The 15,408-nt window shown below is 55.5% G+C and carries 11 protein-coding genes; 7 read left to right on the forward strand and 4 right to left on the reverse strand.

All coding sequences use genetic code 11. The annotated features are described in order from the left end of the window. Positions 1-109: 109 nt before the first annotated feature. Both ACXAE6_RS02605 and mrcB read right to left on the reverse strand, forming a co-directional pair. Positions 110-595: a tetratricopeptide repeat protein gene (locus ACXAE6_RS02605; RefSeq protein WP_475144079.1), complete on the reverse strand. Its 486-nt coding sequence runs from the start codon at positions 593-595 to the stop codon at positions 110-112. Then, complete coding sequence (gene mrcB, locus ACXAE6_RS02610) at positions 574-2,913, reverse strand: penicillin-binding protein 1B (protein WP_475144083.1); 2,340 nt, start codon at positions 2,911-2,913, stop codon at positions 574-576. The genes ACXAE6_RS02605 and mrcB overlap by 22 nt, the downstream gene beginning before the upstream one ends. A gap of 322 nt (positions 2,914-3,235) precedes the next feature. Here mrcB and ACXAE6_RS02615 point away from each other — a divergent pair, with 322 nt between their 5' ends. Genes ACXAE6_RS02615 through ACXAE6_RS02640 form a run of 6 tightly spaced genes read left to right on the forward strand, consistent with a single transcriptional unit; the run spans position 3,236 to position 9,505 of the window. Continuing rightward, positions 3,236-4,057, forward strand: coding sequence for an ABC transporter permease (locus ACXAE6_RS02615; RefSeq protein ID WP_475144087.1), 822 nt, complete (start codon positions 3,236-3,238; stop codon positions 4,055-4,057). Between the two features lie 8 nt (positions 4,058-4,065). Further along, positions 4,066-4,773, forward strand: a complete 708-nt coding sequence (locus ACXAE6_RS02620) for an ABC transporter ATP-binding protein (protein ID WP_475144091.1) — start codon at positions 4,066-4,068, stop codon at positions 4,771-4,773. Beyond that, positions 4,770-6,509 (forward strand): glycosyltransferase, encoded by a 1,740-nt coding sequence (locus ACXAE6_RS02625; RefSeq protein ID WP_475144095.1) that lies wholly within the window; start codon positions 4,770-4,772, stop codon positions 6,507-6,509. The genes ACXAE6_RS02620 and ACXAE6_RS02625 overlap by 4 nt, the downstream gene beginning before the upstream one ends. Positions 6,510-6,523: 14 nt before the next feature. After that, positions 6,524-7,666, forward strand: coding sequence for a UDP-galactopyranose mutase (gene glf, locus ACXAE6_RS02630; RefSeq protein ID WP_475144098.1), 1,143 nt, complete (start codon positions 6,524-6,526; stop codon positions 7,664-7,666). Further along, positions 7,663-8,580 (forward strand): glycosyltransferase family 2 protein, encoded by a 918-nt coding sequence (locus tag ACXAE6_RS02635; protein WP_475144102.1) that lies wholly within the window; start codon positions 7,663-7,665, stop codon positions 8,578-8,580. Before glf ends, ACXAE6_RS02635 begins: the two co-directional genes overlap by 4 nt. Positions 8,581-8,584: 4 nt before the next feature. Then, complete coding sequence (locus ACXAE6_RS02640; protein ID WP_475144106.1) at positions 8,585-9,505, forward strand: glycosyltransferase; 921 nt, start codon at positions 8,585-8,587, stop codon at positions 9,503-9,505. Here the strand turns inward: ACXAE6_RS02640 and ACXAE6_RS02645 are convergent. Then, complete coding sequence (locus tag ACXAE6_RS02645; protein WP_475144109.1) at positions 9,502-11,823, reverse strand: DNA polymerase II; 2,322 nt, start codon at positions 11,821-11,823, stop codon at positions 9,502-9,504. The two genes, ACXAE6_RS02640 and ACXAE6_RS02645, sit on opposite strands and share 4 nt — an antisense overlap. Positions 11,824-12,203: 380 nt before the next feature. On the opposite strand from ACXAE6_RS02645, the gene ACXAE6_RS02650 reads away from it, so the two are divergent. Continuing rightward, positions 12,204-13,643 carry a protein adenylyltransferase SelO gene (locus ACXAE6_RS02650; RefSeq protein ID WP_475144111.1) on the forward strand — a complete coding sequence of 480 codons (1,440 nt, stop codon included), beginning with the start codon at positions 12,204-12,206 and terminating at the stop codon, positions 13,641-13,643. Here ACXAE6_RS02650 and ACXAE6_RS02655 read toward each other — a convergent pair. After that, complete coding sequence (locus ACXAE6_RS02655) at positions 13,640-15,250, reverse strand: methyl-accepting chemotaxis protein (RefSeq protein WP_475144113.1); 1,611 nt, start codon at positions 15,248-15,250, stop codon at positions 13,640-13,642. The two genes, ACXAE6_RS02650 and ACXAE6_RS02655, sit on opposite strands and share 4 nt — an antisense overlap. Positions 15,251-15,408: the final 158 nt, after the last annotated feature.

Here is a 15,408-nt window from a genome sequence, read left to right on the forward strand (position 1 = left end):
TAGCGGCGACGGGTTGGGCCCTTCGCTAACCGGCGTCTCCTGTCCGGGCGTCTCCCGTCTCCCAGGTGCAAAGCACCCAAGCGTCTTCCGAGGGTGCTGCAAAGCACCCTCACTCACATCTCCCAAATTCGCACGCCTGCGCCCTCGCCTGGCGTGCACCTGCCACATTACCCTGCCCTGATCGAGCCTGAGCGATGGCGTGCCACAGTCGGGCGCTGCGTTCTTCGTTACCGGAATTGACGGTTAAACCGCGCAAGGCGATCTGTTCGGCGGCGGCAAAGCGGCCCTGGCCCAAACGCACTTCGGCGATTTCGGCGTACAAATCTGCCTCGCGACTGTCCAAACGCAACGCCCGTTCGAGCAACGCAGCGGCTTTATCCCAATCCCGGTTGGCCTGGGCGGCCTGGGCTTGCAAGCGCAGGTTATCGACCGCCGAGCGTGGTTGCGGTGCTGTGGCTTGTTCATCAAGATCCGGTGTCAGTCGTCGCTCCTGCTGGATCATGCGATCACTCGGACCAGGCTGGCTGACACAGCCGGCCAACACCAGCGCCCATAACAACAACCATGAACGCATTAACTGAACAAACGTTCCCATATTGACGGCTTCTCCTCATCGCTTTCGCTCGGGTCGCTGCCGGGTACATCGGCATTGCAGCGACGCTGGGGTTCAGGCTCGGAGCCTTTAATAAAGGCCAGGGATCGGGCGCCGTCACAGCGTGCCGGTACCACGGCGCCACGCTCATTGACGTGCAGATATTCCACTCGGGCCGGCTGACCCCGCCGCTCTTGCAACGGCGCCAGTTCGGTCATCAGTTCCGCCCAGATCGGCAAGGCGCCGGACGATCCGGTCAGGGCCATCGGCGCGTTGTTATCGCGACCGACCCAGACCACCGCCTGGCGATCGCCACTGTAGCCGGCAAACCAGGCATCGCGGTTGTCGTCGGTGGTGCCGGTCTTGCCGGCCAGCCACCAGTTTTGCGGCAATCGCCATTGCAACGAACGGGCAGTGCCGGTGAGGGTGACCTGATGCAAGGCATCCTGCAACAGGAACACCTGCTCCGGATCGAAACGTTGCTCAACGCTCAAATCAAAGCGCTGCAACACACCCTGTTGCGGATGCACCACGGCGCGAATGGCGTTCAGCGGCGTATAGAAACCGTTGCCGGAAATGGTCTGATAGAACTGCGCCACCTGATAGGGCGACAAACCATGCGCGCCCAGCATCACCGACGGCACCGGCGGCGGGGTTTCATCGATGCCAAGCCGGTCGATCACATCGAACACATTCGCCAAGCCGACTTCCATACCCAATCGCGCCGTTGCCTGGTTGTAGCTGTTCGACAAGGCATCCACCAGCAAGGGGGTGCCATGACTTTCTTTATCGTAGTTACGCGGCTGCCAGAGTTTGCCGTCGGCGCCGGAAACCGTAACCTCAGCATCGCTGACCGGCGTTGCTAGCGTATAACCCTGCTCCAGCGCCGCCAGATAGACCGCTGGTTTCATCAAGGAGCCCACCGAGCGACGCGCATCCAAAGCCCGGTTAAAGCCGGCGACTTCCGGGCGGCGACCGCCGAGCATGGCGAGCACATCACCGGTGGATGGACGCGATACCAGCGCCGCCGTCTCCAGAGCTTCACCCGGACCCGCGGCCGCTTCAATGGCCGGCAAACGCCGCTCGACCGCGCGCTCCAGACCCGATTGCGCCAACGGATTTAAGGTGGTGAACACCGTCAGCCCTTCGGCCAGCAAGTCTTCTTTGCGATAGCCTTCGGCCAGTTGCCGGCGCACCAGATCCATAAAGGCCGGATAGCTGGCCTGGCCGGGCGCGGTGCTGATATCGAGCGGCTGATTGATCGCCTGCTGGTAATCGAGCTGCTCGATGATGCCGCTTTCATACCACAGTCGCAGCACCAGATTACGACGCTCTAAAGCGCGCTCCGGATTGCGTCTTGGGTTGTAATAAGACGGCCCCTTGATCAAGCCAACCAGCATCGCCTGCTGATGCAAATCCAGGGCGGGCAGTGGCGTGCCGAAGAAAAACTGCGCGCCCAGGCCAAAGCCATTGACCGAACGCTGCCCCTGCTGGCCGATATAAACCTCGTTCAAATAGGCCTCAAGGATGGTGGCTTTGTCGTAATGCCACTCCATCAGCAACGCCATCAGCGCTTCGTTGCCTTTGCGCCACAAGGTTTGCTCCGGCGACAGATAGAGATTTTTGACCAGCTGCTGGGTCAGCGTACTGCCGCCCTGTTCGATGGAACCCGAGGTCACATTGGCCCATAACGCACGCGCGATGCCGGTAATGGACACGCCGTGGTGTTCAAAGAAGTGACGATCTTCAACCACGATCAAGCCAGCCACCAAGGTTGGCGGCATCACCTGCAACGGCATCAGCAAACGATCTTCGCGATTGCCCGGATAGACCTGACCGATAAAGAGCGGATCCAATCGCGCCAGCAGGATCGGATCGTTACTGATATCGCGAATGCTCTGCAGTGAATCGCCGCTGAAATCCAGCACCAGAATGCGCGACGGCTCGACCTCATCCCAGAAATTAAACCCCCGGGTATGAACACGTAAGGTCTGGCCGCTGCGCTGATAACGCCCGGGTTGATCGATGCGACTGGAAGTGCGGTAACCCAGTTGCTCGAGCAACGCCTGCGCCTGGTCCGCACTGAGCGGCGCACCGGCGTAGAGCTCCTGAGCTTCACTGTAGACACGCGCCGGAATGGTGAAGCGCTGGCCTTCAAAGCGTTCGCGCACCACGGCGTTGAGATAAAACATCCAGGCAATCAACACCGCCAGGCCGATCAGACAGGCCTGCAATATTCGCCAGCGCCAGCGACGCCAGCGACTGTCGGGTGAAGATGACTTGGAAGATGAAGGACGACGGGGAGAGTTTCGATTCGGCATGGCGCGGCATTATAAGGCCGGCTTTATGACTTGTCTGCGACCTTCATCCAGGTGGCGTGGATCAAACAGCGCTACGGATCACAACTTACTGCGCTGCCGAGCCATCGGTGTGCCGAACCAGCGTTCTCACGGCCCGGCACCGCTCGCTGATCAAGCATCACATCGATTGTATTGGTATTTATTAATAATACCTTTTAGATATTTTTTGAGACAAAAGTCACATTAAACGCCACCAAAGCTGACATAATCGCAAAATCTGATACCTTACCAACCCTCAAAAACAGACAAGTATCTTCATAATAACCTTACCGAGTAGTAACCCTTGTTTTACCCCTATCTGAATTCTCAGGTCGCCGGAACGCTGCGCTTTCCGCTGGACGACTTTGTTAATGCACTGCGTCTGTTCCGCATCTGGATGGCGCTGGGCTGGAACGACATCCTGGCACGCTATCGACGGTCGGTACTCGGCCCGCTGTGGCTGACCATCAGCATGGCGGTGACCATTGCGGCCATGGGTCCGCTGTACGGCAGCATCTTTAACATCGAACTGAAAGATTTCCTGCCGCACCTCAGCCTGGGGTTGATCGCCTGGGGTTTTATCTCGGCGCAACTGATCGAGTTCGGTGAAATCTTCCAGCATTCGGCGCATTACCTGCGCAACATGAAGCTGCCCTTGTCCTTGTTCATCCTCAGAGTTCAATACCGTCAGCTGATCATCCTGGCGCACAACCTGGCCATAATTCCGGTGCTGTTTCTGATCCTCGGCCGGCCCGTCAACCTGAACCTCTTGCTGCTTATTCCCGGCCTGGCTCTGATCACCATCAACTGCTTTTTTTTGGGCCTGATCATCGGTTTTTTCTGTACCCGCTTTCGCGATATGCAACCGGTATTGACCAGCCTGATGAACCTCTTCTTTTTCGTCACGCCCATCGTCTGGCATCCCGATCAATTGTCCGGTCAGCGTCGACTGATCGCCGAACTCAATCCGCTGGCCATCTATGTCGATCTGATTCGCGCACCGCTGATCGGCCAGGCACCGGCGAGTCACGACTGGGGTTTTGCACTGGGTAGCGCGCTGTTGTTGATGTTGCTGGCCGTCTATCTGCTCAAGCGCAGCGGCCATCGACTGGTGTACTGGTTATGAGAAAACGCATGAACATCGCTCTGCGCCAGGCGCATATTCGCTTCCCGATTTACGAGTCCGACGACCGCTCATTCAAGCGAACGCTGCTGTCGGCGGCCGGTGGTCGCATTCTCAAAGGCGACAAACACCGCGTCGAAATTGAAGCCCTGAACAACATCAATCTGAGCATTGATCAGGGTGAAAAAGTTGCGCTGCTCGGCCACAACGGCAGCGGAAAAACCACCTTGCTGCGCGTGCTTGCCGGAGTCTACACACCGGTCTGCGGTGAGGTTGTCATCAACGGGCGGGTCACCAGCCTGCTCGATTCCATGCTCGGTATGGACGCGGAGTTGACCGGTCTGGAAAACATCCAGATGCGCCTGCTCTTTATGGGCAAAAACAAGCAACAGACTGAGGCACTGACCGACAGCATCGTCGATTTCAGTGAACTGGGCGACTTTATCTACATGCCGGTACGCACCTATTCCAGCGGTATGGTGCTGCGTTTGGCCTTCGCTATTTCCACCAGCGTACCCGCGGACATTCTGTTGATGGACGAATGGATGAGTGTGGGTGACGAACAATTTCGCGACAAAGCCGAAGCGCGGCTGAAAAGTTACGTCGATGCCGCCGGCATTCTGGTGATGGCAACACACGACGAACAACTGGCTCTGCGCTCCTGCAATCGAATCATCCGCATGGTACATGGCGCCATCGAAGAGGACCGCGCGGTATGACCCGCCTGCAACATTTTGAGTTCAACGTTGAGCACATCGACAAGCGCATACTCTTTGCCACCGAATCCTTTCGGCCGCTGATTCGTGGCCGTCGTGGTCTGAATATTCCGCCGCAACAGGACATCAGCCTGAATCAATTGGCGCACTGTTTCCCCAATCATCACTTTGCCCGCTTTACCGACATTCAGGCCATCCAATTGCGTATCTCCCGGGTGATCGGTGACGGCCATATTCAGGTCTATTTTGTCGACGCTTTGGGCACCAACACCCTGGTACTGAACTGGGCAGTCAGCCACGGCGAAAATCAAGTATCGCCGGATATTAATTTGCGTCACGAAAGTGGTTACTTTTTTGTTCATATCAGCACCGGTTTAACCCGCCTGGAAATCTGCGATCTGGCCTGGGTGGCCACACAGATTCCCGAACCCAACAGCAAACTGGTGATCGGCGTCACCACCTTTAAACGCGAACAATATTTACTGCCCAACCTGGACAAGTTGGCCGGATGTCCGGAACTGGGTCGGTTAAATCTGGACATTGTGGTGGTCGACAACGGCCGCACGCTCAGCAAAGACGACCTGCCAACGGGCGTGCATCTGATCAGCCAGGATAACCTCGGTGGCACCGGCGGTTTCATGCGCTCACTGAACTATGCCAAAAGTATCGACGCCAGCCGCATTCTGTTTATGGATGACGACGTCGAAATCTATCCGGAACTGCTGTACCGCGCTCTGGTTTTTTCCAGCCTGACTAAAGATCCGGTAGCGCTCGGCGTGATGATGATGAGCGCCAGTAAACCCTGGAGGGTCTGGGAACAAGGCGGCACGCCCGACTACAGCTGGTTCTATCGCATCTATCCGCACAACAGTGGTCTGAATGCCAAACGCCAGCGCTCACTGCAAAAGCTCAACAGCGTTCATCAAGTCGGTTTTACCGGCTGGTGGGGCACGATATTACCCGTCAAGGAAACGCCCTATCTGCCCAATATGTTTATCAAAAGCGACGACATTCTGGTCGGTCGGATGCTCGACTATCAGGGTGTGCCATCGGTGACCTTGCCGCACGCTTTTTTATGGCATGAAGACTTCGATAAAAAACCCTTCAGCTGGCAATTTATCTACGAGATTCGCAACGCCTGTTATATGCGCTTTCTGAGTCAGGAAAAAACTCAGGCGGTGCCAATGCTGCTGTCTATCGCGCGCATGTTTGTGAAATTCCTGATGCTCGGCGATCACTACCGTTCATCGATGGTTTTATGGGGCTTGCAGGAAGTCACCCGCCTGAACGATGACTACTTCCTTGACGCCGACCGCCTGGCAGCAATCCATCAACGCACCATGAGTCATTTTCCGATGCAGGATATTTCCGGTCTGCTGTCCAGCGACAAGGAAGTTATGCGCCAGCGCAATCTGCTCGACAAACTCAAAGTCGTCGTCTGCGGCTTTGGTTATCTGCCGCTGTTGCGTCGTCGCAATCTGGCCGACGGCAAACCTTATCCCGTTGCCATGACCGACTCAACGCTGGCTGGCGCCGGTCGCTTCCGCAACCTGCTGTTTTTTGATCCCAGCACTTTTAAAGGCTATCGCAGCGAACGCCGCTTTTTTGTGCTGTGCAAACAAAGTCTGGTGTTTTTTGCCTACTCAGTGCGTTTTCTCTGGCGCTTCCGCCAGCTGAATAACCTCAAGCTGAATGTCCCTGAGAATTACTGGGACTCTTATTTCAACACCGATCATTGAGTGAGGCTGGATCAATGAAACATTTTCTGATGGTAGGTGCCGGCTTTTCCAATGCGGTCATCGGACGACAACTGGCGCAGGCCGGACATCGCATCAGCATCGTTGAACGACGTGACCATCTGGCCGGTAATTGCCATACCGAACGCGACCAACAAAGCGGCATCATGGTGCATAAATACGGGCCACATATTTTCCATACCGATGATCAACGCACCTGGGATTACGTCAACCGCTTTGCGGAATTCAAACCTTATGTAAACCGCGTTAAAGCAGTCAGTAACAACCAGGTTTATTCACTGCCCATTAATCTGCATACCATCAATCAGTTTTTTGGCCAGAGTTTCAATCCGCAACAAGCCAAAGACTTTATTGCCGAGCAGAGCGATCGTCGCATTGATCAGCCTGCCAACTTTGAACAGCAGGCATTGACGTTTATCGGCCGCGATCTGTATCAGGCCTTTTTCTATGGCTACACCAAGAAACAATGGGGCTGTGAACCCAGCGAACTCCCTGCCAGTATTCTGAAACGTCTGCCGGTTCGCTTTAATTACGATGACAATTATTTCAACCATCGTTATCAGGGCATGCCGGCTGAGGGCTACACCCAACTGGTGGCCAACCTGCTTGATCACGCCAATATCAGCGTCAGCCTTAACACCGATTTCGAACCGGCTATGGCGCAGGATGTCGATCACGTCTTCTGGTCGGGGCCTCTCGACGCCTGGTTTGATCATCGCCTCGGGCGGCTGGGATATCGCACTCTGGATTTCGAAAAAATCACTGCTCAAGGTGACTATCAAGGCAACGCCGTCGTCAATTATTGCGATGCCGAATACCCCTACACCCGCATCACCGAGCACAAACATTTCAGCCCCTGGGAAAACCATGAGGACACCCTTTGCTATCGCGAATACAGCCGCGAGTGCGGGCCTGACGATGTGCCTTATTACCCCAAGCGCATGGCGACCGATAAACAAATGCTCAATGACTATCTGTTGGCGGCCAGTGCCGAAACCGGCGTGACCTTTGTCGGCCGTCTTGGCACCTATCGATACCTTGATATGGACGTAACAGTGCGCGAAGCACTGGAAGTGTCTGACCGGGTTATTGAAGCGCTGGCCAAGCACCAGCCATTGCAAACTTTTTATCACCAATGACGCTGCGTATCTGTGCTGTTGTGGTGACCTTCAACCGCAAGGATGCGTTGTTGAATTGCCTGCGTCATATTCGCCGGCAAAGCCGACCTTTAGACAGCATTGTCATCATCGACAACGCCAGCACGGACGGCACCACCGAGGCATTGCAACAGGCCGGCTGGCTGGATGAGCCAAACAGCCACTACCTTCGCCAGGCCACTAACACCGGCGGCGCCGGCGGATTTTATCGTGGCATTCAGGCCGCCCTGTCTCAGTCAGCTGATGCCATCTGGCTGATGGACGATGATGGCTACCCACCTGAAAACTGCCTTGAACAATTGCTTCGCTACTACCAAGCGTTCGATTTTTATGGCCCCTTGGTTATAGACGAAACACAGCAGCTGAGTTTTCCGATTCGTCTGGCCGGAGAACTTCAATCATTACAGCATTGGAACGAAGCCAGCCAACGCGCCAGCGATGGTGTGCTGCCCGATGTGCTGATTCCTTTTAACGGGGTGTTATTGAAACGCCAGCTGGTGCAGAAAATCGGCCTGCCACGGCGGGAATTTTTTATCTGGGGCGATGACATCGAATACCGCTTGCGCGCTCAGGCGGCCGGCGCCCGAATTGCCACTCTCAGTGAAGTGCCATTTTTTCACCCTTACCAAGGTGGCGTCGGTGAGAAAATGCTGTTCGGAAGACTGCATTTCAACGACGGTCGAAGCCAGATAAAAATCTATTGCCAAAGCCGTAACGGCTTTGCCAACGCCCGTCGTTACCACGGCTGGATGAATGCTTTTTTGTTTGTCGCCAAACAACTCTGGTTCTACAGCCTGACCCGACCCAGCCCCAGAAATCTGGCCTTGGTATTGCGCGGATTATTTGACAGCTGGCGCGGCAATTTCACCCGACATACTCACTATATTGGACGTTAATTCTATGACTGAAGTAGCTGTCGTGCTGGTCACCTTTAATCGCTTGTCGCTGTTACAGGACACGCTGGATGCATTAGCCATGCAAACGCGACACGTCGATGACGTCTATGTCGTCAATAACGCCAGCACCGATGGCACAACGGAATTTCTCGAGAGTTATCGCGGACCATTACGTCTGCATCACCTGTCGATGATCGACAACCTGGGCGGCGCCGGTGGTTTCTCCATTGGCGTTGAGGCGGCCTATCGTGACGGTGCCGATCAGCTGTGGCTGATGGACGATGATGTTGTGCCCAAGGCCGATTGTCTGGCGCAATTGCTGGCACAGAATGACCCGGTCATGGCCTGTCTGCGCGAGGACAGAAACGGCCAACTGGTCGAACGCGCCGGCCTGAATTACGACCTGGAACGTTGGTGGATCGCCAACCCGCGCCGCGACAGCATTGAAGATTTGTACCTCAACTCAGACTCGGTGCCGGAAAGTCTATCGCTCGCCTTCGCCACTTTCGAAGGTTTGTTCATTCATCGTGACGTCGTCAAAGCGGTTGGCTGGCCCGACCCAAGGTATTTTATTTTTCTCGATGACGTCGATTACAGCCTGCGCATTCGCCGTGCCGGCCATCAAATTAAGCTCGCCAATAAAGCCATCTTACGACGTCAACTGGACATGGTGGATGTCACTGAACTGAACTGGAAAAGCGGCTATATCTACCGTAATTTTTTCTATATCCATTTCATTTATGGCAACAACTGGGCGGTACGCAATAAACCCTTATTACTGGTACTGGCCGCGACGTTCGTTAAGCCTTTCACGCTCAATGGTTACCGGGAATTACCGATTATTTGGCGGGCTTTGTTCGACGCCTGCAAGATGAGCTCCCGGCCCAGACAAAGCCGTATCGAAGCGTCGTTCTGTAACGACTAAAACAGACTCAACTGTTCATCGACCAACTCAGTAAAGCTGGTGCCGACAAAGTGTAGAATGCCATCGGCAATGGGTTCCAACTGGCGTTCGATATAGTGCTGGTAATCAATCGCTGAGCGGATAAAAGGATCCGGTTCTACGCCATTGATGGTCATCAGATAACGGATTTCACGACCATGCCAGCTGGGTTGCTCGGCGCGTCGCTTCAAGGCGGCCTGAACGTGCGGTGGTTTTTGTTTTTCATAGCTGTCCAGAGAGCGCCGCAGGCGGCGCCGGTAGATCAGACGATCATCGCGCTCACCGGCCTTGAGCGCTGCGACTTCCTGACGCACAAAGCCGCGATAATCCCGACCCAGAAACACCCGCCGATAGAGTTCTTCCTGAAATTGCTTGGCCAGGGGCGTCCAATCCGAGCGCACCGCTTCCAGCCCTTTAAACACCAGTTTTTGTTCATCCTGTTGTTCGATCAAACCGGCGTAACGTTTTTTGGAACCGGTATCCAGGCCACGAATGGTCGGCATTAAAAAGCGGCGATAATGCGTTTCGAATTCCATTTCCAGATGGCATTCGAGCTGAAAATCAGTACGCAGTTGTTCGCGCCACCAGTCGTTAAGATCGCTGGCCAGTTCGCGGCCCAGAGCTTCCGGGTCGTTATGGCCGGCGGCCCAGACGAAAACCGAATCGGTATCGCCATAGATTACGCTGTAGCCGCGTGCCTCGATAAAGTCGCGGCTGCGATTCAAAATCCAGTGGCCGCGCTTGGTAATGGAGCTTGCCAGGCGCGGATCAAAAAACCGACACTGCGGACTGCCGAGCACGCCGTAAAAGGAGTTCATCAGAATCTTAATGGCTTGCGACATGGAGGCATTATTCGCAGCCTTGGCGACATCCCTGGCCGCCCACAGATGGTCGATAATACCGGGCAACAGATGATCGGTACGGTGATAGCGCGCCTCCAGAAAACCAGCCACGGTGTCGGCTTCGTCACTTTCCAGGCCGCGATGCAGTCCAAGCGGATCAATCAAGAAGGTACGAATAATACTGGGGTACAGACTTTTAAAATCGAGCACCAGAACGTCGTCATAAAGACCGGGCCGACTGTCCATCACAAAGCCACCCGGGCTGGCATCGGTGAGTGACTGTTCACCAACCGAGGGCGCCACGCGACCGGCACGATGCAGCCGAGGTAAATACACATGGCTGAAGGCGGCAGCGCTGCCACCAATTTTATCCAGGGTGAGACCCGTCAGTTCGGCGCGCTCGATTAAGAAATGCCACAGGCCGGCGGTGTCGAAAATATCGAGCACCAGTTGGGCGTCTTCACGGTTATAGGTGTAGAGGTCGATCGGCGCATCGCGATACAGCCGTTCAATTTCACCGACGCGATCGTCGCTGTCTTCAATCGCCTTGCCGCGTCCCAACAGACTTTGCGCCACGAATTCCAGCGAAAAACTTTCCAGATACCAGGCCGCCGAACGCAGCGTGCCGGGGCCATCAACCACCTGCCGGCCTTCAATTTCGATGCGCTGGCGGTTGCCTCCGGTCGAGAACCAATGCACCGGCGTCTGCGCCCGACCCAGGTTCATTTCGATACCCAGCCGATCGGCGTGTTGCTGCAAAACGCTGAGGTCGAAATCGACCACGCTCCAGCCCACCAATACATCCGGATCGTAAGCCTGCATCCAGTCGATAAAGGCACGCAGACAGTCGGCTTCGCTGGCCACCCAATGAAAATCATCGGGCCACGAATCGGTTTTGCCTTGACCGCGATCGACCACCCAGACGGCACTGGCATCGGCCGCAACCACGGCAATGCTGTACAGATCCGGACAGCGACCGGGCACAAACCAGGCGGTTTCGATATCCAACGAGACCACCGATAAATTGGGTTTAAATTCGGCCGGACGGGCACGATCGCCACGACGTTCCAGACCAGCGGTAATCAACCGCTCCATTAAAAACCGATCGGCCGGCTGGATGTCGTCTTCCCAGGCGCGCAATTGCTGATCACGACCGCGCCGCACCCAGCGGCGTTGTTCAGAAAAGGTCTTGGTATAGACAGCCAGCACCGGCTCACCGTCCAATGACTTAAGCCTGCCAGCGTCACCGAGCCGGACCTTGGCATCCAACTGGCTCCACACTCGCTGCCAGGCATCGAGCTGCGCATCGGGGATGAAACAGACCGACTCAAAACCGTCGAGTGTCCAGCATTCAATGCCCGCTTCGGTTTTGAGCCAGTAACGCAGCTGCAATCCCTGGTCGACTTCGCTCCAGTGGCGACTCAACACAAAGGCGGTGGTGGATTCGGCGACAGTCATAGAGTTCGTTCAGGTCGATAGCGAGTGCGCATTGTATCGGTTTTGCTCGGCAAACGGCGGGTTGGCAAGCATGCTTTGTAGGAGATCTCTTACAAAGGTTGTCTGTAAACACGGCTATAGCAAAACCGCCGTGCCGCCGATACTAGCGCCAGGTTTAGGACGAACCGCGAGCGCCGGACTGCGCTCTCTACAGGACGTGATACCACTTATACCCGGTTATCTGGACAACCGACGGAACACTCAGTGGGCAGCTGAGCCGGCCACGGTAGGCCACTCCTTCCTTACCCCTCTTGCTACTTTTCAGCCCTTCTTGCAACAACCATTGAGATCAGCCTCGCCGCCACCCATGTTGGGAGAACATCCTGTTCAGCGACGTCATCATGTCCCGGCCCAACTCCGAATCCGCTCCCGCCTTCGACAGCCGCTATCCACGTGAACTGCCCGGCACCTTTGAACGGGTGATTCCAACGCCGGTCTCGAACCCACATTGGGTGTGTTGGAATGCCGCTTTGGCCGAACAACTGAATCTGCCGATCGAACCGGATGCCGACGCCTTAAAGGCGTTTTCTGGTGCAGGCTTGTTCGCCGGAACCGACCCCCTGGCCGAGAAATACGGCGGTCATCAGTTTGGCGTCTGGAATCCGGATTTGGGCGATGGCCGGGGTTTATTGCTCGGCGAATGGTCCGATGCGGATGGGCGTGCCTGGGAGTTCCATCTTAAAGGCGCTGGCAAAACGCCCTTCAGTCGCTTCGGCGATGGCCGCGCCGTCTTGCGTTCATCCATCCGCGAATTGCTTGCCAGCGAAGCCATGCATGCGCTGGGCATTCCCACCACCCGAGCCCTGGCTTTGATCGGTTCGGACGAGCCCGTGCAGCGCGAGCAGCGGGAAACCGCCGCCATGCTGACCCGGGTATCACCCAGCCATATTCGTTTCGGACACTTCGAGTGGTTTGCCTACAGCAATCAGCCGGAGCAGGTTGCCAAGCTGGTCGAGCACTGCCTGACTCATCATTTCCCGCAGTGCAGTAACGCCGCTGAGTTTTTTAATGAAGTGGTTGAACGAACCGCCCGACTGATCGCTCATTGGATGGCCTACGGTTTTTGCCATGGAGTGATGAACACCGACAACATGAGCATCCTTGGCGAAACCTTCGACTACGGCCCTTACGCTTTTCTCGATGCCACCATCCCGGACTTTATCTGCAATCACACCGACGCTCAGGGCCGCTATGCGTTTCATCGTCAGCCGGAAGTCGCCTTCTGGAATCTGCAATGTCTGGCGCAGGCGTTGTCATCACAAGTCAGTTCGAACGACTTGAAAGCGGGATTGAATCGCTATGCCAATACTTACAACGACCACTTTCTAAAGTTGATGGGCGAACGACTCGGCCTCGCACAAGTGACAGACAATGACCAAAAGCTGATCAGCGATTGGATGCATATTCTGGCCAGCGAAGGTCGCGACTATCATCACAGCTTCAGAGCGCTCGCTGATTACCAACCGGATGATTGGGCACAGCTGGATAATGACTTTATCGACCGACCGGGCTTTCAGCGTTGGCGCAGCGCTTTGGCCGAACGACGGCGTCAGGAAGACAATCAGGGCATGACGCTGGCCCAGGCCCGCAATCCGGTTTCGGTGTTACGCACTCACCTGGCGCAGACGGTTATCGAAGACGCAAAAAAGGGAAGCTATGCTTCCCTGAACGACTATCTGGCGGCATTGCAATCGCCATTTGAGCGACGTGAGCAATGGACTCGCTGGAGCGAAACGCCGCCTGTGGATTATCAGGCAGCGCCGCTCAGTTGCAGCAGTTAAACCCGGAAACTGCCGACGACCGAGGTCAGTTCATCGGTATGGCCTTTGAGTTTTTCGGCCAGATCGCTCAGGCCGCGTGACTGCTCGGTACCTTCGCTGGAGAACTCCGAGATCAACTGCAGGTTCTTGTTGATCTCTTCGACGACGTGAGTCTGCTCTTCAGTCGCCGTAGCAATCTGCATCGACATATCAGTGATGCGAGTGATAGCACCCTGAATGGTCTCGAAGGATTCAGCGGCGCTGGCCACGTCACCGACGGTTGCATCCAGCATTTCAATACCGCTCTTCATTGCGTTAACCGCTTCATCGACACCGCCTTGCAAGGTTTCGATACGGCCCTGAATGTCTTCGGTCGATTGCTGAGTTTTACTCGCCAGGGCGCGCACTTCGTCGGCCACCACCGCAAAGCCACGGCCCTGTTCACCGGCACGCGCCGCTTCGATGGCCGCGTTCAATGCCAGCAGGTTGGTCTGCTCGGCGATGCCGCGAATCACATCCAGCACCGTACCAATGTTCACGGCTTCGTCGGCCAAACGACCAACGGCCTCGGACGAACGATTGAGGCGTTCAGACAATTGCGCTACGCGCTTGTTCGACTCACGCGATACCCGCACACCGGTTTCCACAGATTGGTTGGCTTCGGTGGCAGCATCGGCACCGTTGTTGGAGTTGGAGGCAATTTCACGCGCTGCGCCGTGCATTTCTTCAACAGCGGTTACCACCTGATCGACCGTTTCGTGTTGTTGATCGGCCATGCGGATGTTGTTGCCGGCCGCTTCACGCAATGATTCAGTACTTTGTTCCAGATGGAAATTTACCTGCTTCACAACCGTGATCGACTTCTGCAATTTTTCAATAACGCCGTTAAAGGCACCGGCAACCTGGCCCAGTTCATCTTTGCTTTCCACCGCCAGGCGCGCGGTTAGATCGCCTTCGCCCTGACCAATATCGCGCATGCGATCGCGCAGTACTTCGATCGGTTTAACCAGGAAGTAAGGAGCAAGAAAACCCGCAGCGGCGAAGATGACAACCAGAATCGCCAGCTGCACCAACTGGGCAATGATTTGACGGTTAACAATGGAACTGGCCAGGGTTGATGATTCGCCGGCTAATTCGTCCACCCGCGCACCGAGGTTGTCGAGCAGAGTTCGAGGGGATTCGAACAGCTCCATATTTTCAACCTGAACCTGACCGGCCACCAGTGCATTGGAATGCTGCAACCAAGCGTCCATTTTCTGCACAAAATCTTCGGCGTGGCCCGCAGCAATATTAGTGCCCATACGCTCGATCGCTTCCAAACCACGATCCAATGTCTGTTGGTGGTTTTCCAAGCGTTCCTGATTCAGCTCTTCAAGGCGTGAGGCACTTAACGTCTGACGTCGATCCAAAATTTCGCGCAGTGCAAGCAGGCTTTGATAGAGGTCCCTATCAGCGTTCAGCACCAGCGAAATGGATGGCAGATACTCAACATCAAAGTCGTGAACCTGCTCGCCAACCGATGATGTGGCCTCATAGGACGACCAGGACATCCACAATAAAAAGGCACCGACCATAACCAGGGGCACACGAATCTTATTCTTGATCGACCAATTTTTAACAAACTTCATATTCCGTTCCTCACACTGAAGTCACACATGCTGGTATCGCCATGACTTGATTCCTTTCTTTGTTTAAGTCGAAACGTCTTTCCCTTGCGGTTATGCGCTATCACGTGGTCGGCTGACCACGGAATTACATTAGCGATTGCCTATATTCAATGAAGTTT

Source organism: Saccharospirillum sp. ABV4_185, assembly GCF_056159245.1.